The sequence below is a fragment of the Polaribacter filamentus genome (assembly GCF_002943715.1).
GTDB lineage: Bacteria > Bacteroidota > Bacteroidia > Flavobacteriales > Flavobacteriaceae > Polaribacter > Polaribacter filamentus.
Window position 1 is genome coordinate 222,124 of record NZ_MQUA01000013.1, and the last position, 18,280, is coordinate 240,403.

Below are 18,280 nucleotides of genomic sequence, written 5' to 3' on the forward strand. Positions count from 1 at the left end.
TTTACATAAAAGTTACAGATATTATTTTACCGTTTTCTATAGTGTAAATAGCTACTGCTTTAAAAATATTGCCATTTGCGGTAACCAATTCATGATCTATTACTTGATTTTTATTCACAATTCTATTGATTAATTTACAATTTACATCAGGGTTATTTTTAAAAAAACCTTCGTAGCGGTTTCTCATATTCTCCAAACCTTCATACTCAAGATTATTAGGATATCTATATACTTTTACATCTTTAGCATACGGTTTTAAAAAAGCGTCAATATCTCTTTTATTGTATGCATCTAATTGTTCTTGCGCTAAATATTCTGGGGATACTTCTGCAACTAATGCTAATTTTGTTCCATCAGAATTTACAGCAATTCGAGAAATATTATTGATATTGTCATCCATAGAACTAAAAAATAAACGTGGTGATTTATCTTTTTCAGGATCAAATTGATAGATGTCGTTTCCTTTAGAAATTAATAAAGTTCCGTTTGGTAGCCAAGTTACATCTTCTTGTAATTTTAAGGATATAATCGTTTTTATCTCTTTTGTTTCAGGATTTAAGGATTTCAACAACCAAGAATCTTTATTTTCTTTACTGATAAAGCTCATTAAATTTGTATTCGGAATTCTATGCACAGAACGCCCAACATTTTTTGCAACTGATGTATTTGTTTTCTTTTTAATATCGCAAATAAATAGGTCTAAAGAATCATTTATGATAGAAATAGCTATTACTGTATTTTTATCAAACCAATTAGGATAAGCTACTCTTAAATTTGAAATCAATTTTTTGTTTTTCCCTGTATTAAGGTCGTAGCTGTAAAAACTTTGAAAATCATCGTCATCTAAGCGAACGGCAGAAATATCATTTGACTCAGGAATTCTTTGCGGTGAGTATTCGCCTCCATTTGGAGTATCAGAAATAAAACGTTTTGTTTCCGTTTCTAAATTATAAATAGCAATATCTGTGTTTTTATTTCTCGTAGAGGAAAAAATGATGTTGTTGTCGTCATAAAAAAAAGGCTGACTGTTATAACCTGCATTATTAGAAATATTTTTTCCATTTATCAAATCATACCCTTTTTCGGTCATAATAATATCAAAAACACTTACTTCCGTATTTGTTTGACAGAAAAGTTTCATTGCAATAAAGAACGAAAGAAAGGTTAGGTTTTTCATATAATGACTTAGGTTAAGTTTTTTAAAATGACAATACTGTTTTACTTATTTCATGGTTTCAATCCACTTATCAATTTTATTTTCTAATAAAGCCAAAGGAATACAACCTGTTTCTAAAACTTGATGATGAAATTCTCTAATGTCAAATTTATCACCCAAAGTAGCTTTTGCTCTAGCTCGTAGTTCTCTAATTTTTAATTGTCCAATTTTATATGATAATGCCTGTCCTGGGTTTGCCATATAGCGCTCAATTTCAGAAGTAATTCCGTCTTCAGATTCTGCTTCATTATCTAAGGAATATTGTATTGCTTTTTCTCTAGTCCAGCCTTTTGCATGAATTCCGGTATCAACAACCAATCGAATTGCTCTATGCATTTCTGCGCCTAACATTCCAAAATATTGATAAGGATCTGTGTACAAACCTAATTCTTTTCCTAAATTCTCTGTGTACAAAGCCCAACCTTCGCCATACGCACTGTACCAAATTGTTTTTCTAAAATCTGGTAAATCCTTATTTTCTTGTGTTAGTGAAATTTGATAATGATGCCCAGGAATCGCTTCGTGCAGAAACAATGATTCATCCGAGACCATATTGTATTTTGTAGCATTGGGAATCGGAACATAAAAAACACCAGGCCTTGTGCCATCTAAAGAACCAGGATTGTATTCTGCGCTCGCCGAGGCTTCTCTAAATTTTTCTGTTTGTTTAACGATAAAAGGGGTTTTGGGTTTGTTTCCAAATAATTTTTCTAATTGCGGTTTCATTTTTTTATGAATAGCATTAAAATGATCTAAAATTTCTTTTGGAGTGCTGTAAGGCATCAATTCTTTTTTAGTCCTAACTTCATTAAAAAATTCTTTTATAGTGCCTTTAAAACCAACTTCTTTTTTTACCTTTTCCATTTCTGATAAAATTCTAGCAACTTCGCTCAAACCAAGTGCATGAATTTCATCGGCAGTCATATTGGTTGTAGTGTAGTTTTTTATAGCATGATTATAGTATGCTTCACCATTTGGAACCTCCGAAATTCCACTACTTTTTCGTCCTGCGGAAAGGTATTCTGATTTTAAAAATAATGCCAATGATTTAAAAGACGGAATTAATTTGTAATTTAAAATTGAAGTGTATTTTTCTATGAAAGTTGCTTTTTCTTTTTCTGTAAAACTTTCAGGAAATTTTTTGATTGGCGAATAAAACAAATGGTTAGAAACATCCACAATTCCTTCTCCATCCGTGGTTACTTCTGATAAACTTTCAAATTGCGGAATTATCTTTTTAATTAAAGATTTTGGTAAAACGTAACCTTCAGTAACACCTTGTCTCATTTTTGCGTCCGCAGAAACTAACCAAACATTATATTGTTCTAATCTGCTTAACCAATTTGTGTAATCTTTAACCGTTGCAAAAGGTTGTGCGCTGCTTCCACTAGCTAATTGTCCCATGGTTAAATTAACCGTCCACATTTGGTTGATAGGAAATAACACATCGTTTTTAAAACTACCTTGAGCAAGTGCCATTTCACAATCCCAATCTAAAACAGCCTTACTCATTTGTTCGCTTTCAGTTAAATCAGCATCCTTAAAATCCTTGAGTTTTGCTTTATAATTTGTGTAAAAATCTTTGGATTTTTGCTGATATTCGTCTGATAAAAAGTTAGGAAAAACATCATTATATCTATTGTCTCCAGCAAACGTAGCCGCTATAGGATCTAGTTGTAACTTACCTTCATTATAGTCTATAAGCAATTGATTAAAAGGGATGTTTTCTTTAGTGATTGATACTTCTTTTTTTTCTTTAGTACAAGAAATAATAAGTGCGGAAATAACTAAAACGGTTAGCAGTATTTTTTTCATTTATAGTAGGTTGATTTTCTCAAAGATACAAAAAAGAATACCTCAATAAATTGAGGTATAAAGTTTTATAAAAAGAGAGTTTTTAAGTTATTATCTGTTGCTAGCTTAAAACGCCAAGTACATAATGTGATTAGGGTTGTAATGCGTTTCAGAAATTTTGAAATCAAATTTTCCAACTTTTACAAAACCTCTTTTTTCATAAAATCTGATGGCTCTTTGGTTTTCTACCCAAACTGCTAACCAAATTCCTTTTTGATTGTTTTCTTTTGATAGGTTTACATTAAAATTGAACAATTCTTTGCCTAAATTTAAGCCGTAAAAGGCTTCTAATAAATATAATCTACTTAAAAGAGTGATGTCTTCTGAGCTTATATTTTCGTTTTTTGAGTTTAAAATCACTTTCGAATAACCAGCAATTTTAGCGTCAGAATAAATTAAATAATATTCATTTTTAACGTCTGATAACTCTTTTTTAAAGTTTTCTTCGTTAAAATTCTGACTCACATAATTATCAATATCTTTTTTAGGAGCAGAATGACCGTGGGCAACTAAAAAAGCTGCTTTGCCAATTATTGATAAAAGTTGAGCATCTTTTAAAGTTGCTTTTATAATTGTATACATAAGTTGGTGAAAAATAAATTATGAAGAATTTGTATTAAAAGGGCCACCTTGATTTATATAACTAGTTTTAAAACCTTTTGTAAACCAACATATTCTTTGTGCAGAAGTTCCGTATGTGAAAGAATCTTTCTTTCAGAATTGATGTGTTCATCAAAAGTATCTAGTAATATTTCGTTGGATTGTTCTTTAAAAGGGTAGTTTTTACCATAATCATAATCATCCCAAGCAGCAATTTTAGACACTTTTTTTGTTTGACTATGAAGTTGATAACTGCATAAAAAGAGACAAAGGAAGAATTTTACAAGGATTGCCTTTTGCATGTTGTGTTATTTTTGATACACAAAAATTAAATTTTAATACCAGCGTTTTTTATTCTTTTTAGAATTATCCGATTTTCTACCTTTTTTGTTTTTACTCATTGTATTTGGTTGTAATTTTTTATGTTTTGGTTTATCAATAACATAAGGATGTTCGGTAATAATTTTAATTGGTTTTTCAATTAACGCTTCAATGGTTTTAATATAACTATTTTCATCTGGAGAACAAAAAGAAAATGCAATTCCAGATTTACCTGCTCTACCAGTTCTACCAATTCTATGTACGTAGGTTTCTGGCACATTTGGGATATCAAAATTTATAATTGCATCTACATTGCTAATGTCAATTCCACGAGCAGCAACATCCGTAGCAATTAAAATATTCGATTTTTTAGTTTTAAAGTCATCAATAGCCTGATTTCTGACCCCCTGAGTTTTATCACCATGAATACTTGTTGCTTTGTATTCGTTCTTAAGTAATGATTGTTCCAATTTATCAACGCCAAGTTTTGTGCGTCTAAAAATTAAAATTCGTCCGTTTATCGTGTTTCTTAATAAGTGTAAACACAAATCTGTTTTGTTCTTTTTTGGAAGATAGTACAATAACTGACCAATATTTTTTGCCGTAGTTTCCTCTGGATTTATTTCAACCTTAACCGAGTTTTTTACAATTGTTTTTGCTAATTCGTCTATTTTTTCTGGAATGGTAGCTGAAAAAAGTAAGGTTTGTTTTTTCTTCGGACATAATTTTTCAATCTTAGTTACGTCGTTTATAAAACCCATATCTAACATTAAATCGGCCTCATCCAAAACAAAAATTTCAATTGCGCCTAAATCGATATTTCCTTGCATTTGCAGGTCGATTAACCTTCCTGGCGTTGCGATTAAAATATCAATTCCGTTTGCCAATTCTTCTTTTTGAGGTTCTAAAGAAACACCACCAAAAACTGCTGTAGTTTTTAAATTTGTGTATTTGCTGTAGCTTTTAAAGTTTTCTAAAATCTGAATTGCCAACTCACGAGTAGGAGTAACCACTAATGATTTTATCTTTCTTACTTCATTTTCTTCAATTGGTTTATCAAACAAAAGTTGAATGATAGGCAGCGCAAAAGCAGCTGTTTTTCCTGTTCCTGTTTGTGCAGAAACAATAACGTTTTTTTTCTCTAAAACTAAAGGAATTGCTTTTTCTTGAACTAAAGTTGGTGTGTGATATCTTTCTTCGGCAACTGCTTTTAAGATAGATTTATTGAAAGGAAAATCAGAAAACTGCATTGATGTATTTTTACTGCAAAGGTAGTTTAAATTGGAGAATGGTTTTTGATGAAATTGTTGTTTTAAAAAAGTTCTTTTAACTTTGTTGCGTTAAGGAAAGTAGCGGTTTTTTGATTGAGTAAATTTCTAAGTAAAATTAGGAAGTTTGTAGAAATGAAATACGTTTTTAGTCAAATAAAATAGAGTTGCTTTTTTATATGATATTGTAATTTGTTGCTTTTATTCTAAATCTTTTGCAATTAATTCTTTTGCATTTATTGATTTTTCTGTAAGTATTTTCTTTTAAGTATTCCGCTACTATTTTTGGGTTTATTTTAGCGCTTTATTATAATTTATTACCGATTTTTTTTAAAATACCGTCAGATAAATAGCTTTTTTGCATTCAGTAAAATTTAGATGGTCAATTGCAAATATTAGCACTCGATATTTATTCCAGGCTTTAATTCTCAGCTCATAAAACTAAGTAGCTTTTAGTTTTTTAATAAAGTTTGTGCTGATAACTTTAATTTCTCTAATAAGTTGAAAGAATTTTAAAGAATTTTTTTTCGTTTTGTTTGTCAATAAATTAGGGACAATCTTTTGTAATATCAATTTCTTTCACAACATACGTGTAACGGATAAGTTACAAAGGTATTCGATTCTAGTTATTTTTTTATGAGAGACAGATTTTTTTCTGCACGAAACACAACCAGTATTTTAGTATGGATAATCTTAAGTTTTTAAATACTTCTCTTGTAAAACTTGAAATATACAAATCAATTAAGGTTTTTATTTTTAATCACACAAAACTATCCACCTGAAAAATAGTCTGATATTTTCCATTTATTGTCTGTTTTTACAATCTCGATATTATAATCCCAAGCACAACCATCACCACAAATAAAATCATAATGCAAATACCCTTTTGTATAATCATCATTAAAAATTATTCTTGAAATAAATAAATAGCCAAATTCATTTTCGTTAGTGTCAAAATTTTCAATTTTTTCAGCATCAAAATATTTAATATTTAATTGATCATTTTTAAAGAAATAATCGAGGGTACGTTTTTTTAATTGATTATTTTTTAGACCTAAGAATAAATTTTTTTCTCTTTCATATTTTATTGAATCTTGTAAAAATTCTTTTTCGTTTTTTTCAATTTCTTCAATTGATAAACTATTAGTGTCAATGTTATTTATATAACGTTCTGGTTTGTAGGTTAGTGCCGTTGTAGTGTCTAAAAAAGCATCTACATATAAAATAAGTTTTTTATTTTTAGTGTCAATCACATTTTTCATTTCATCAAACCTCGTCATTTCAAGTAGGATGTCATTGATGGCTTCATCTTCATTTTTAATATATGAATTACTGTTTTGTTTTTCACAGCTAATAATTGAAAATAGTATTAAAATTAATGTAGTAAATCTGTTCATTTTGAGTAGTTTATGTTTTTTAGAGTTGTTTTTTAAATAGGTTTAACAGTTTACTGTTTATCATTAAAATGTATACAAAATTAGCTATTTTTTTAGAATTTTAATTAAAAAAACGGCTCTGTTTTCACAAAGAAATTTTGAATTTTTTATCCTAGAAAGGAAGAATCAAATAGCTTTTATTTTAATTCATTTATATCAATCTTAAATAATTTTGCAGTGTTTTCCCATAGAATTAATTCCTTTTTGTCTTCTGCTAAATCTAATTGATTCATAAATTTTAAATATGATTTCATGTTAGATATTGGCCAATCTGCACCATATAATAAATACTTTGGGTCGCCAGCAGAGGTTATCATTTCTTCGATTTCTTTTTTTACATAGCGTTCAAACTTATCATTAAAATTGCCTAAAACTAATCCAGAAATATCTATATAAACGTTTGGGTTTTTATACAGAACTTCCATGCAATCTTTAATTCAAGGATTACCAACATGACAAATTACAATTTTTAAATATGGGTAATCTATCGCCAAATCATTAATATGTAAAGGATGAGAATATTTTACTTTTCCGACTGGTGCATAAGTGTTTTCAGAATGAAACATTACAGAAACATCAAATTCTATTGCCATTTTATACATTAGTTTAAAACGGATGTCCTAGGATAAAAAGGTTCATAACCAGGATAAAATTTTAATCCTTTAATATGTCCTTCTTTTAAATATTCACTCATTGCTATAACATTTTTATAATTATAATATAAGTAACTTATTCCTGCTACAGCACCCATGTTTTTATATTCTTGTACAGCTTCTACAACCTGTTTTTACTTGGTCTATGTTCATTTACTTTGAAAGAAGATAGCAACAAAGAGTAATCTACATTATTTTCTTTCATTGTTTTTGAAAGTAAATCTAAACTGTCTGTAATAGACGTTACTCTGTCTTCATGGTAATTGTTAAGGTGTGTATGTACGTCAATAATCATTTTTTAATAAAGGAATCAAAGTTAAATTTAACCTAAAAAAAAACCACTCTGTTTTCACAAAGTGGTGTTGGTATTATTTGTCATTGCTAGGAGGTGTGTCGTGGCAGTCTACTTATTAAATCAACAGATTGCTTCGTTCCTCGCAATGGCGTTTACTTAATCAATTCGTAAGATCTTTTAATAAAACTTGTTAACTCTTTACCATGTAAAAGGTTTTGAGATAATTTAGCCAAATCAAAAGCTTGAGAAATTAAGTGTTTTTGTTCGTTTACATCTTTACTATTTAAGATGTTAGAAATTAACGGACTATTGGTGTTTACTACCAAATTATACATGTCTGGAAAATTACCCATTCCCATCATTCCGCCACCACCGCCAGATGCTTGCATTTCTTTCATTCTACGCATAAATTCGGGAACCGTAATAATAAATGGTGAAGCATCAGAATCCATCGCTTCTAATTGAACTGTATATGCTTCAGAAGCAATTGCAGTTTCAATAATTGGCTTTAAAGTAGTTTTTTCTTCTTCGGATAATTTAGAAATTGCAGTTTCGTCTTTTTTGATTAAATTATCAATAAAATCAGAATCTACTCTTGTAAATTTTACTTTTGCATCTCCACCTTCTAATTTTTGCATTAAATGTGAAATAATAGGAGAATCTAAAATAACAACTTCATATCCTTTTGCAGTTGCATCTTCGATATAACTGTGTTGTGCATCTTTGTTTGAAGCATATAAAATAACGTGATTACCGTCTTTATCAGTTTGATTGTCTTTTGTTTTTTCAAGCAATTCATCAAACGTAAAATAAGTGTCTGCAACTGTTGGGTACAAAGCAAATTTCTTAGCTTTATCAAAGAATTTATCTTCGGATAACATTCCGTATTCAATAATTACTTTAATATCGTTCCATTTTTTCTCAAAATCTTCACGATTATTTTTGAATAAAGTGATTAATTTATCAGCTACTTTTTTAGTGATGTAACCGGATATTTTTTTAACAGCGCCGTCTGCTTGTAAATAAGAACGAGAAACGTTTAAAGGAATGTCTGGAGAATCAATAACACCCTTTAACATTTGTAAAAAGTCTGGCACAATTCCTTCAACATTATCCGTTACATATACTTGGTTTTGATACAATTGAATTTTATCCTTTTGCATATCCATTGAAGTACTTAACTTAGGAAAGAATAAAATTCCGGTTAAGTTAAAAGGGTAATCAACATTTAAATGAATGTGAAATAAAGATTCTTCAAATTGCCTTGGATACAATTCTCTGTAAAAATTATTGTAATCTTCATCATTTAAATCTGCAGGCGCTTTGGTCCAAGCAGGATTTGTATTGTTGATGATATTATCTACATCAATTTTTTTGTGAGGTTCTGTAGTTTCTTTTCCGTCTTTATCTGAAGTAGTTTGAGGCGTAAAATCAGGATCGTTTACTTTTTTAGTTCCAAATTTAATTGGTACTTGATTAAAACGATTGTATTTGTTTAATAAACCTTTAATTTTATCTTCTTTTAAAAACTCTAAAGAATCTTCTGCAAGGTGCAAAACAATTTCTGTTCCTCTGTCTTTTTTGTCATGTTCAACCAAGGTGTATTCTGGAGAACCATCACAAGTCCAATGAGCAGCAGCATCTTCTTTAAAAGATTTTGTAAAAATATCTACTTTGGCAGCAACCATAAAAGCGGAGTAAAAACCTAATCCAAAATGACCGATTACGCCAGTTTCGTTTTTATCGTCTTTATATTTTTCTAAAAATTCTTCAGCACCAGAAAATGCAATTTGGTTGATGTATTTTTCAACTTCATCCATGGTCATTCCTAAACCCTGATCTTTAATTGTTAGGGTTTTAGCTTCTTTGTTGATGCTGATTTCAATTTTAGCATCGCCTAATTCTGTATTAGCTTCACCAATAGAAATAAGGTGTTTTAGTTTCGTTGTAGCATCTGTTCCGTTCGAAATCAATTCACGTAAAAATATTTCGTGATCAGAATACAAGAACTTTTTAATCAGTGGAAAAATATTTTCTACCGATACATTAATATTTCCTTTTGCCATTTTATAAATGTTTTGTTTAAATTTATTTTTATATTTAACTTTTAGTCAATAAAAATGCCAAATCAATATTTCTGACAAGTTGACATTGCTAATGAAATAAAAAATATATATTTACATATATGATTAGTAACGATAATAAATTTTTATTCAAAAAATTTAAAGAAATTTTGCCTGAATTTTCAGATGAAGATATTTACTCTTTTTTAGAAATTTGTACCTTTAAAAGACTTAAAAATAAAGCAGTAATAATTGAGCCTAACCAAAAATCTTCGTTGGTTTTTTTTATATTAAAAGGTGTTATTAGAGGTTATTTAACAAATACAGATGGGGTAGAGAAAAGTGTTTTTTTAAGACCTGCTTCCACAATCATAGGAGCACCTGATGCATTTTTGGATAATAAAATTTCTAAATATACTTTTGAAGTAATAGGAGATACAGAATTATTGGTTTTTGAATTTAGCGACTTTGAAAAATTAACCTTAAAAAGCACAAATATTTTAAAGTTTCTTTTATCCTCTTATAAAGAGATGATACAAACCTTACTTTATAGATTAGAATCTATGATCGATAAAACGCCCGAGCAGCGTTATAAAGATCTGTTAGATAAAAGGCCTGAGCTTTTTGAAACAGCGTATCATAAAGACATTGCTAGTTATTTAGGAATTACTCCAGTTTCCCTTTCTAGAATAATTAGCAGAAGAATAGAAAAAAAATATCTTAATATTTTATAAGCTTTATGAGGAAGAATTAAAAGTACCCGTTGTGCATTTAAACAATATTGACTTTTAAATTGTTTATATTCCTATTAAAAACAAATTTGTTAATGTATTGAATGATAGTTAGTGCTGTTAATTTTGAGAGAATTCTTGTCTTAAAACCTTCAAAAGTTTTCGCATAATTATTCCGTATTTTAAACTGGTCACAAAGTTGAGAAAACAAGGTCTCAATTCGTTTTCTTTTCTTCCTAAAAATATACGTTTGTTTTTTGTAATTCTGTTGATTTTTACGCATTGGAACTTCTAATTTAATTTGTTTACTCTCAAATAAATCTAACTGATAGTCCGCACTTAGGTATCCTTTGTCCCCTAAAACCACACAGTTATTAAACTGATTTTTAATGTCTTTTAAATAATGAATATCATGTACAGAAGCTTTGCTAATATCAAAACTTTTAAACACGCCATCAATAGAACAAACAGCATGTATTTTATAGCCATAATAATGCATGTTTTGACTAGCACAATAACCTCTATTTGGGGCTGAATAAAAGTACTCTTTACAAACTTTACTTCTCCCGCTTCTTGAGAGTTTTACAATCTCCAAAGGCATACTATCTACTACATAATAGTTTTCAAACTCCGTGAACTTATTGGAGAGTTGAGTTCTTATAAATTCAATGGCAAAAAATAATTTTCGCTTCCGTTTATTGTAAACTGATCGCTCTATTTTAGCAAACAAATATTCTGGAATATCCCGAAACAACTGACATTCACTGTCTATACCCATATATTCTGCTGTTAAATTCATAGCGATTAATTCAATGTCTTTTAGTTTTGGTTTCCTGTTTTGACGTAAAAATTGTTCCTTTTCTGTAATTGTGGCTAAGACTTCTAAAATTTTATCGTAATTTGCTCTAAAGTTATTCATCGTATTTAATCGATTGATTGTCAATTAAATATACGACTTTTAATAGTCAAATGAATAACTTTTTTTAACTATTTATAATGCACAACGGGTTAAAAGTATAAAGGCCTTTATATAAATCTTAACAATTGTAAACTTTTTTTAAGAACTATTGTTTTAGATTTCGCACTTATTATTTTATTATTAATGCACAATAGTTGCCATTATTATATGTAATTCAATTTTTTATGAGGAAGAATTTTATTATAATACTTTTTATAGTCCCGATATTTATTTTTTTAGGACTCTACTTTTTTCAGGAAAAATTAATTTTTAAACCGACTAAATTAGCTGAAAATTATAAATTTCAGTTCGATGAAAAGTTTGAAGAAATTAATATTTTAGTTGATAATAAAATCACACTAAATGGCCTTCTTTTTAGAAGTGCAGCTAAAAAAGGAATTGTATTATCTTTTCATGGGAATAAGGGGGATTTATCTGTAATAGGCAAGAGATCTGGTCTATTTACAGAAAATGGTTATGATGTTTTGTATATCAATTACCGAGGATATGGTAAAAGCTCTGGTACTATTAAAAGCGAAAGCCAATTATTAAAAGATGCACAAATAGTTTATGATTCATTAAAAAAGGAATACAAAGAATCTCAAATAATACTTTTTGGTATTTCGATAGGAAGTGGTATTGCTACCTATTTAGCGGCTCATAATACCCCACATTCATTAATCTTAACGGCTCCATACTCTAGCTTTAAAAAAGTGCTAAAAGAAAAACTTCCTTTTGTCCCTGGTTTTATTTGGAAGTATGAATTAAACACAAACAAAAGACTTCAAAAAGTAAACTGTCCAATAAGCATCTTTCATGGAAAAGAGGACTCAGTTTTTTCTTTTAAACATGCTCAGACTTTAAAAGAAAATCATCCAAGAATACATCTTTATGAATTCGAAAAATATGGGCACACAAACTTTTTAGAAAGTAATATATTTAAAAAACATATTATTTTCGAAATAAATAGAAACTCGTTAAAAAAATAATATCTTATGGAGGCATATGCAAATCTTTTAATTATCGTAATTTTAGTAATACTTAGCTTAGTTATTGTAGAGGCACTTTATGCCTATTTTGTAAAAAAAATTAAGCTTAGAACAATGGATATGATTACTAGTTTAAGTGCTGGAATGACAAATATATTAAAAAATGTTTTAGGACTAACTGTTGTCATTTTTGGATACAAACACTTATTTATCCAGTTTGCAATTGCTCCTTTAGATATTCAATGGCACACATATATAATCGCCATAGTTGCATTAGATTTTGCTACCTATTGGCATCATAGATTAGCTCATAGAGTTAATATCTTTTGGAACAGGCATGTAATTCATCACTCAGGTGAAGAATTTAATATTGCTACCGGATTACGCCAATCTGTTTCAAAGTTTGTAAATATAGCCGTATTCTTTTTATTTCCTGCGGCATTATTAGGGGTTCCAACTGAAGTAATTATTATGGTTACGCCGCTTCACTTATTTATACAAATTTGGTATCATACAACGCATATAGGGAAATTAGGATGGTTAGAGTACATTATAGTAACACCATCACAACATAGAGTCCATCATGCATTAAATAAAATTTATATGGACAAAAACATGTCGCCAGTATTTTGTGTTTGGGATCGACTGTTTGGAACTTTTCAAGAAGAATTAGATGAAGAGCCATGTATATATGGAGTTACTAGGCAAGTAAATACTTGGAATCCAATTCTTATTAATTTAGCTCATTTATGGTTGCTAATTAAAGATGCTTGGAGAGCAAAGAGTTGGTTAGATAAGTTAAGAATTTGGTTTATGCCAACAGGATGGAGACCTGCTGATGTTAAAGAGAAGTATCCAATTACTTCTGCAGATCCCAGAAATTTTGTCAAGTATGATACAGAAGCTTCTTCTTTGTTAAAAGCATGGTCTTGGGTTCAGATTTGTATGCTAATCGGTATGACATTTCACTTATTATATGCTATTGCCAAAATAGGAAATCCAGATATCTTTATCTATGGGGTATTCTTGTTTTTTATGGTTTATTGTTTTACGTCATTAATGGATAGAAATCGCAATTCTATATGGATGGAATTAGTGAAATCAATTTTTGGTTTAGCTATTATCTATCGTATGGGAAGCTGGTTTGGACTAGATGAAATTATAAATGGAGGTACTATTTTTATGATAATATATCTTATTGCTTCAGTATTTGTTGTTGGGTATTTTGTTTTTTATGAAATTGGAAAGGGAAAATTAAAAGCATAAAAACCTTTATATAAATCTTAACAATTGTAAACTTTTTTTAAGAACTAATGTATTAGATTTCGAACTTATTATTTTAATAATAATGCAAAGTAGTTGCCATTATTATGTGTAATTCGATTTTTTATGAGTATTAATTTATTAAAAGAAGAAAAATACTTCATTTCTATTGCATTTTTAGCGTTTTTATTCTTGTTTTCTTGCAAAACAGAAACAAAAACAGAAGTAGCTTTTAATAACAAAGTTTTATCTAATAATGACGTATTAGAGCACTCTAAAGAATTTGAAGAGCAGATTATAAAATTAACAGATAATATTTATGTTGCTGTAGGTTTTGGTTTGGCAAATTCTATTTTAATAGAAGGTAAAGACGGTGTTATAATTGTAGCTTGTTTAGAGTCTGAAAAAACAGCATCTAGAGTTAAAGAAGCTTTTAATAAAATTACAACAAAACCCGTAAAAGCAATTATTTACACACATTTTCATCCAAATCATACATTTGGCGCAGAAACAATGGCAGGAGATGATAATCCTAAAATTTATGCGCATAGCACAACACAAGCACACATAGAAAAACTAGTAAATGTAATTCGACCAATCATAACAAAAAGAAGTTATAGAATGTTTGGTAATTTTTTGAATGATGAAGAATTAGTAAACGCGGGTATTGGTCCTTTTTTAGGGTTAGATGAAGAGGTTCGTTGGGGGTAATTAAGCCCACACATACTTTTGAAGATGAATTAACAATTGAAGAGGCGGGTATAAAATTAAAATTAGTACATGCTCCGGGAGAAACAGATGATCAATTATTTGTTTGGATTGATGATAAGAAAATTTTATTACCAGGAGATAATATTTATAAAACCTTTCCAAATCTCTATACAATTAGAGGAACCTCTTATAGAGACATAAAAAAATGGTCATCAAGTATTGATAAGATGCGATATTTAAATCCAGAAATTATAATACCAAGTCACACTAAACCCATAAAACAAAAAGATACAATTCGGAAAATATTGACTAATTATAGGGATGCTATTCAGTTTGTACATGATCAGACGATTAGAAATATAAATTTAGGTTTAATGCCAGACGAAATTGCTGAAAAAGTAATTTTACCAACTCATTTATCCAATTCGCCTTATTTAAAAGAGTTTTATAGTAAAGTAAATTGGTCTGTCAAATCTGTATTTGCTCGTTCTTTAGGTTTATTTGATGGAAACCCATCAACCTTATTGCCTTTACCTTTAAAAGAGAAAACAGCAAAAATAATTGAATTAGCAGGTGGTTTTGATGTTCTAAAGCAAACAACTGTAGCAGCTTTTACTAATAAAAATTATCAATGGTCTTTGGAGTTGACAGACTATCTTTTAAAAATTGCTCCAAAAGATAATGAAGTATTAGAGTTAAGGTACAATAGCCTAATAAAACTAGGAGGGTCAAATTCAAATCCAAATGCTAGGCACTATTATTTAACAAGCGCATTAGAATTAAAAGTTTTAGAGATGAAGTTACGACCTGCAACAGGTAAAATTGCAGAACAATTAACTCTAAAATCAACCTTTGATGGAATGGTAGTAAGCCTTATACCAGAAAAAAGCATTTATGAAAATAAAAAAGTTAATTTCTTTTTTCCAGACATAAAAGAAAAGTGGTCTGTACAAGTTAGATATGGTATCGCAGAAATTCAATCTTTTAATGTTAATGATGCAGATATCTTTTTAGAAATTAATTCTAAAGACTGGAAGAAATTAGCATCAGGTGTAGATGGCGGTATTGAAAGTTACTTCTCTGGAAATATGAATTTTAAAAAAAGAAATCTACTTACTTTTAAAAGCTTTTTCGACTATGTTTAAAAATTAACTAAATAATTAACCCAAAATTAACTAAATAATTAACCAAAATTAACTTAAATCAGATGATAAAACAATTAAAAAAGGGAATTAAAATTACATTAACATTACTGACATTTCTAATAACTGTACAATTAAGTGCTCAAACTGTGCTGAGCGGTAAGGTTATAGATTCTAATGACAAATCTCCTTTACCAGGAGCAAATATACTAATTATAGGAGGTTCTGAAGGAGCATCAACAGATTTTGATGGGAATTTTACTTTAAAAGTAACGAAACAATTTCCTTATACTATAACAGTTAGTTTTACTGGTTATGATACTAAAAGTATCAAAGTTAATAAAGCTTCAGATGTTTCTTTAATTAGATTAAATGAAGGTATTTCATTAGATGAGATTATTGTTTCAGCTTCTAGGAAAAGGGAGAAAATTCAAGAAGCACCAGCAGCAGTAAGTGTACTTTCTGCAAAAGCATTAGCAGCTTATGCTGTTTCAAACCCTGTACAAGCATTACAAAATTTAACAGGAGTTGATGTAGCAACTTATGGTATTGGAGAATCAAAAATTAATTTAAGAGGTAAGTCTACAGTTTTTCAATCGGAAACGCTTGTTATTGTAGATTATAGAAATATTAGTATGCCAAGTTTGGGGCAAAACAAATCTGGTCAAAATCCAGTAGATGCAATCGATTTAGAACGCGTAGAGGTTATTAAAGGACCAGGAAGTGCATTATATGGACCTGGGGTAGAAGCAGGAGTTGTGCATTTTATTACCAAAAGTCCATTTAAAAAACAAGGTTTAACCTTGTCTATGGGGTTAGGTAATCAAAGTCAATTTCAAACAGCATTTAGATATGCAGAAGTTTCTGAAAATAAAAAATTAGGTTTTAAATTTACAGGGTATCATAGAACAGCAGAAGACTTTTCTTTTGATGACGCAGAAAGCCAAGCTCGTTTAGAGAGCTATGGCTCGTTTACGAGTAAGATAATTACCAGTGGAGTGGATGGCCGTACTTTTGAAGTAAAAGTGCCAGATTTACATACTGAAAGCTATGGTGTAACTGGGACACTAGAGTACAAACCATCCGATAAAACGACAATAACAAGTTTAGCGGGTTATAGTACGACTGAAGGTTTATTTAGAACTGCGCAAGGTGATGGATATCAAACTGCACCAAGAGGTTTTGCTCAAGTTCGTATGCAATCTGGAGGTTTGTTTGCACAAGTTTTTTGGTCTCAACAAAATGCAGGAGAAAATACGTGGTTGTATGGACCAGCATTAACGAACTTTAATAATGCAGAGCAATTAGAAGGACAAGTACAATACAATTGGGATGTTTCTCAAAATTTAAACCTTATTGTCGGTTCAGATTATAAAACTTTTGATACCGATACCAAGGGTACTATTAATGGTAAATATGAAGATGCAGATGAATATTCTATAATTGGTGCTTATGCACAAGGTAAATATAATGCAACAGATAAGTTAGATATTACAGCAGCAGCAAGAGTTGATAGATTTGCAGCTTTAAATCATATTTCTTTTTCACCAAGAGTTGCAGCTGTTTACAAAGCAAGTGATAATCATACGTTTAGAGCTACTTTTAACCAGTCAACTGGTGCTCCACTAGGTATTAATTTATTTACAGATTTGCCAACTGGTCAAGGGCCAGCGGGTTCTTTAATTTGGTTAACAGGTGGTGCAGAAGCATTTACCTATAATAATGGAAATGCGTATAGTTTTATAACTCAATCTGCAGTAACAAGTACTGATTTTCCTTTAAGAGCATTATATAATATGGTTGCTGCAAATTTTGCTGGTAGCCCTTTAGCAGCAAGTGTTAATGCTGTAGGTACGCAAATAACAGGTACAACATCTGCAACCGTTTTTGGAACTCCAATAAAAAGAGGTCCATTAGTACCCTCAACATCTAGTCAATTTGAAATTGGATATTCAGGCAGCCCAACTAACAAGTTGAAAGTTACATTAGATGCCTATTATAATAAAAGAAATAATAATATATCATCTACTTTATTGTCTTCAAAATTTTATGGTTATGCAACAGCAGGATCTGATTTAGCAGCAGCAATTACAGCTGTAAATCCTGGTTTCGCAAATTACGTATTACCTTCTGGTGCTACTGTAGCACAAACTTTTGCCGGAGGAATTAACGGTGTAACTTTGAATGCTTCAACTGGAGCACCAAATCCTTTAGGTTTTATGTCATCAGATCAATCACCAGGAAATGCTTTAGATATTACCTATTTTAATGTTGAGAGTGTAGATTATGTAGGGGTAGATTTGGGGTTAGATTATTTTATGTCAGATGATGTAACATTAAATGGTAGTATTTCTTGGTTAAGTAATTCATATTGGGATGAAGTAGCGATATCTGGATCAACTCAAAAAGTACCTTTTTCTCTAAATGTTCCAGAAATTATGGCAAAATTAGCTATAAACTACAGCCCAGAATTAGGTTTCAATGCAAATGCAGCAGTTCGTTATAGAGGCGAATTTCAATCTGAGAATGGAGGTGCTTGGACAGGTACAACAGAAGCTTCTACATTAGTAGATTTAAGTTTTGGATATAACTTTGATAAAAATATTGCATTTAAACTAACTAGTGGTAATCTTTTTGATTCTAAATACAGACCAATAGCAAATGCTCCATTTATTGGAAGAACTATTTTAGGTCAATTAACTTTACATTTCGATTAATTATTTATTAACGTATTCAATTAATTACTTGCACGAGAGGAATAGTTTAAAAATTATTCCTCT

General features: G+C 29.8%; 16 protein-coding genes and 1 pseudogene. 6 read left to right on the plus strand and 11 right to left on the minus strand.

All coding sequences use genetic code 11. The features are described 5' to 3' along the window. Position 1: 1 nt before the first annotated feature. The 10 genes and pseudogenes from BST83_RS20110 to htpG all read right to left on the minus strand — a co-directional run bounded on the left by BST83_RS20110 (position 2) and on the right by htpG (position 9,709). On the minus strand, positions 2-1,177 hold the full coding sequence (locus BST83_RS20110; RefSeq protein ID WP_205853545.1) for a nuclear transport factor 2 family protein: 1,176 nt from the start codon (positions 1,175-1,177) through the stop codon (positions 2-4). 45 nt (positions 1,178-1,222) lie between these two features. Continuing rightward, a complete protein-coding gene (locus tag BST83_RS03140) occupies positions 1,223-3,031 on the minus strand; it encodes a DUF885 domain-containing protein (protein WP_104808537.1) in 1,809 nt (602 codons plus the stop codon). Between the two features lie 105 nt (positions 3,032-3,136). Beyond that, complete coding sequence (locus BST83_RS03145) at positions 3,137-3,652, minus strand: GNAT family N-acetyltransferase (RefSeq protein ID WP_104808538.1); 516 nt, start codon at positions 3,650-3,652, stop codon at positions 3,137-3,139. Between the two features lie 18 nt (positions 3,653-3,670). Further along, on the minus strand, positions 3,671-3,745 hold the full coding sequence (locus BST83_RS19570; protein WP_146092190.1) for a hypothetical protein: 75 nt from the start codon (positions 3,743-3,745) through the stop codon (positions 3,671-3,673). A gap of 260 nt (positions 3,746-4,005) precedes the next feature. Further along, on the minus strand, positions 4,006-5,241 hold the full coding sequence (locus BST83_RS03155) for a DEAD/DEAH box helicase (RefSeq protein ID WP_104808540.1): 1,236 nt from the start codon (positions 5,239-5,241) through the stop codon (positions 4,006-4,008). 788 nt (positions 5,242-6,029) lie between these two features. Then, complete coding sequence (locus tag BST83_RS03165; protein ID WP_104808541.1) at positions 6,030-6,656, minus strand: hypothetical protein; 627 nt, start codon at positions 6,654-6,656, stop codon at positions 6,030-6,032. A gap of 176 nt (positions 6,657-6,832) precedes the next feature. Beyond that, positions 6,833-7,297 (minus strand): annotated as a pseudogene (locus BST83_RS20380) (amidohydrolase family protein). Beyond that, a complete protein-coding gene (locus BST83_RS20385) occupies positions 7,297-7,446 on the minus strand; it encodes a hypothetical protein (RefSeq protein ID WP_240614631.1) in 150 nt (49 codons plus the stop codon). Before BST83_RS20385 ends, BST83_RS20380 begins: the two are co-directional and overlap by 1 nt. Positions 7,447-7,469: 23 nt before the next feature. Then, entirely contained in the window at positions 7,470-7,643 is a 174-nt protein-coding gene (locus BST83_RS20390; protein WP_240614632.1) for a hypothetical protein, read from the minus strand. A 152-nt stretch (positions 7,644-7,795) separates the two neighbouring features. Next, the gene (htpG, locus tag BST83_RS03175) at positions 7,796-9,709 is read right to left on the minus strand and encodes a molecular chaperone HtpG (RefSeq protein ID WP_104808542.1); all 1,914 of its coding nucleotides are present in this window, start codon (positions 9,707-9,709) and stop codon (positions 7,796-7,798) included. A gap of 119 nt (positions 9,710-9,828) precedes the next feature. Between htpG and BST83_RS03180 the strand changes: the two genes are divergently transcribed. Next, positions 9,829-10,440 (plus strand): Crp/Fnr family transcriptional regulator, encoded by a 612-nt coding sequence (locus tag BST83_RS03180; RefSeq protein ID WP_104808543.1) that lies wholly within the window; start codon positions 9,829-9,831, stop codon positions 10,438-10,440. A gap of 37 nt (positions 10,441-10,477) precedes the next feature. On the opposite strand, the gene BST83_RS03185 is transcribed toward BST83_RS03180, so the two are convergent. Beyond that, positions 10,478-11,356 carry an IS982 family transposase gene (locus tag BST83_RS03185; protein ID WP_104808411.1) on the minus strand — a complete coding sequence of 293 codons (879 nt, stop codon included), beginning with the start codon at positions 11,354-11,356 and terminating at the stop codon, positions 10,478-10,480. Positions 11,357-11,580: 224 nt separating this feature from the next. On the opposite strand from BST83_RS03185, the gene BST83_RS03190 reads away from it, so the two are divergent. The 5 genes from BST83_RS03190 (at position 11,581) to BST83_RS03210 (ending at position 18,217) form a co-directional block, all read left to right on the plus strand. Then, a complete protein-coding gene (locus BST83_RS03190; RefSeq protein WP_104808544.1) occupies positions 11,581-12,384 on the plus strand; it encodes an alpha/beta hydrolase in 804 nt (267 codons plus the stop codon). A 6-nt stretch (positions 12,385-12,390) separates the two neighbouring features. Then, a complete protein-coding gene (locus BST83_RS03195; RefSeq protein ID WP_104808545.1) occupies positions 12,391-13,650 on the plus strand; it encodes a sterol desaturase family protein in 1,260 nt (419 codons plus the stop codon). 123 nt (positions 13,651-13,773) lie between these two features. Further along, positions 13,774-14,358: an MBL fold metallo-hydrolase gene (locus tag BST83_RS21050; protein ID WP_104808546.1), complete on the plus strand. Its 585-nt coding sequence runs from the start codon at positions 13,774-13,776 to the stop codon at positions 14,356-14,358. Continuing rightward, positions 14,349-15,503: an alkyl sulfatase dimerization domain-containing protein gene (locus BST83_RS21055; protein WP_104808547.1), complete on the plus strand. Its 1,155-nt coding sequence runs from the start codon at positions 14,349-14,351 to the stop codon at positions 15,501-15,503. The genes BST83_RS21050 and BST83_RS21055 overlap by 10 nt, the downstream gene beginning before the upstream one ends. 62 nt (positions 15,504-15,565) lie before the next feature. Further along, positions 15,566-18,217 carry a TonB-dependent receptor gene (locus BST83_RS03210; RefSeq protein WP_104808349.1) on the plus strand — a complete coding sequence of 884 codons (2,652 nt, stop codon included), beginning with the start codon at positions 15,566-15,568 and terminating at the stop codon, positions 18,215-18,217. Positions 18,218-18,280 lie beyond the last annotated feature (63 nt).

What these genes read in the sequence shown, in the direction of transcription:
- BST83_RS03195 (WP_104808545.1), top strand. Translation starts at nt 12,391, where the DNA reads ATGGAGGCATATGCAAATCTTTTAATTATCGTAATTTTAGTAATACTT.
- htpG (WP_104808542.1), bottom strand. Translation starts at nt 9,709, where the DNA reads ATGGCAAAAGGAAATATTAATGTATCGGTAGAAAATATTTTTCCACTG.
- BST83_RS20390 (WP_240614632.1), bottom strand. Translation starts at nt 7,643, where the DNA reads ATGATTATTGACGTACATACACACCTTAACAATTACCATGAAGACAGA.
- BST83_RS03185 (WP_104808411.1), bottom strand. Translation starts at nt 11,356, where the DNA reads ATGAATAACTTTAGAGCAAATTACGATAAAATTTTAGAAGTCTTAGCC.
- BST83_RS03180 (WP_104808543.1), top strand. Translation starts at nt 9,829, where the DNA reads ATGATTAGTAACGATAATAAATTTTTATTCAAAAAATTTAAAGAAATT.
- BST83_RS20385 (WP_240614631.1), bottom strand. Translation starts at nt 7,446, where the DNA reads ATGGGTGCTGTAGCAGGAATAAGTTACTTATATTATAATTATAAAAAT.
- BST83_RS03210 (WP_104808349.1), top strand. Translation starts at nt 15,566, where the DNA reads ATGATAAAACAATTAAAAAAGGGAATTAAAATTACATTAACATTACTG.
- BST83_RS03155 (WP_104808540.1), bottom strand. Translation starts at nt 5,241, where the DNA reads ATGCAGTTTTCTGATTTTCCTTTCAATAAATCTATCTTAAAAGCAGTT.
- BST83_RS03190 (WP_104808544.1), top strand. Translation starts at nt 11,581, where the DNA reads ATGAGGAAGAATTTTATTATAATACTTTTTATAGTCCCGATATTTATT.
- BST83_RS03145 (WP_104808538.1), bottom strand. Translation starts at nt 3,652, where the DNA reads ATGTATACAATTATAAAAGCAACTTTAAAAGATGCTCAACTTTTATCA.
- BST83_RS20110 (WP_205853545.1), bottom strand. Translation starts at nt 1,177, where the DNA reads ATGAAAAACCTAACCTTTCTTTCGTTCTTTATTGCAATGAAACTTTTC.
- BST83_RS03140 (WP_104808537.1), bottom strand. Translation starts at nt 3,031, where the DNA reads ATGAAAAAAATACTGCTAACCGTTTTAGTTATTTCCGCACTTATTATT.
- BST83_RS21050 (WP_104808546.1), top strand. Translation starts at nt 13,774, where the DNA reads ATGAGTATTAATTTATTAAAAGAAGAAAAATACTTCATTTCTATTGCA.
- BST83_RS03165 (WP_104808541.1), bottom strand. Translation starts at nt 6,656, where the DNA reads ATGAACAGATTTACTACATTAATTTTAATACTATTTTCAATTATTAGC.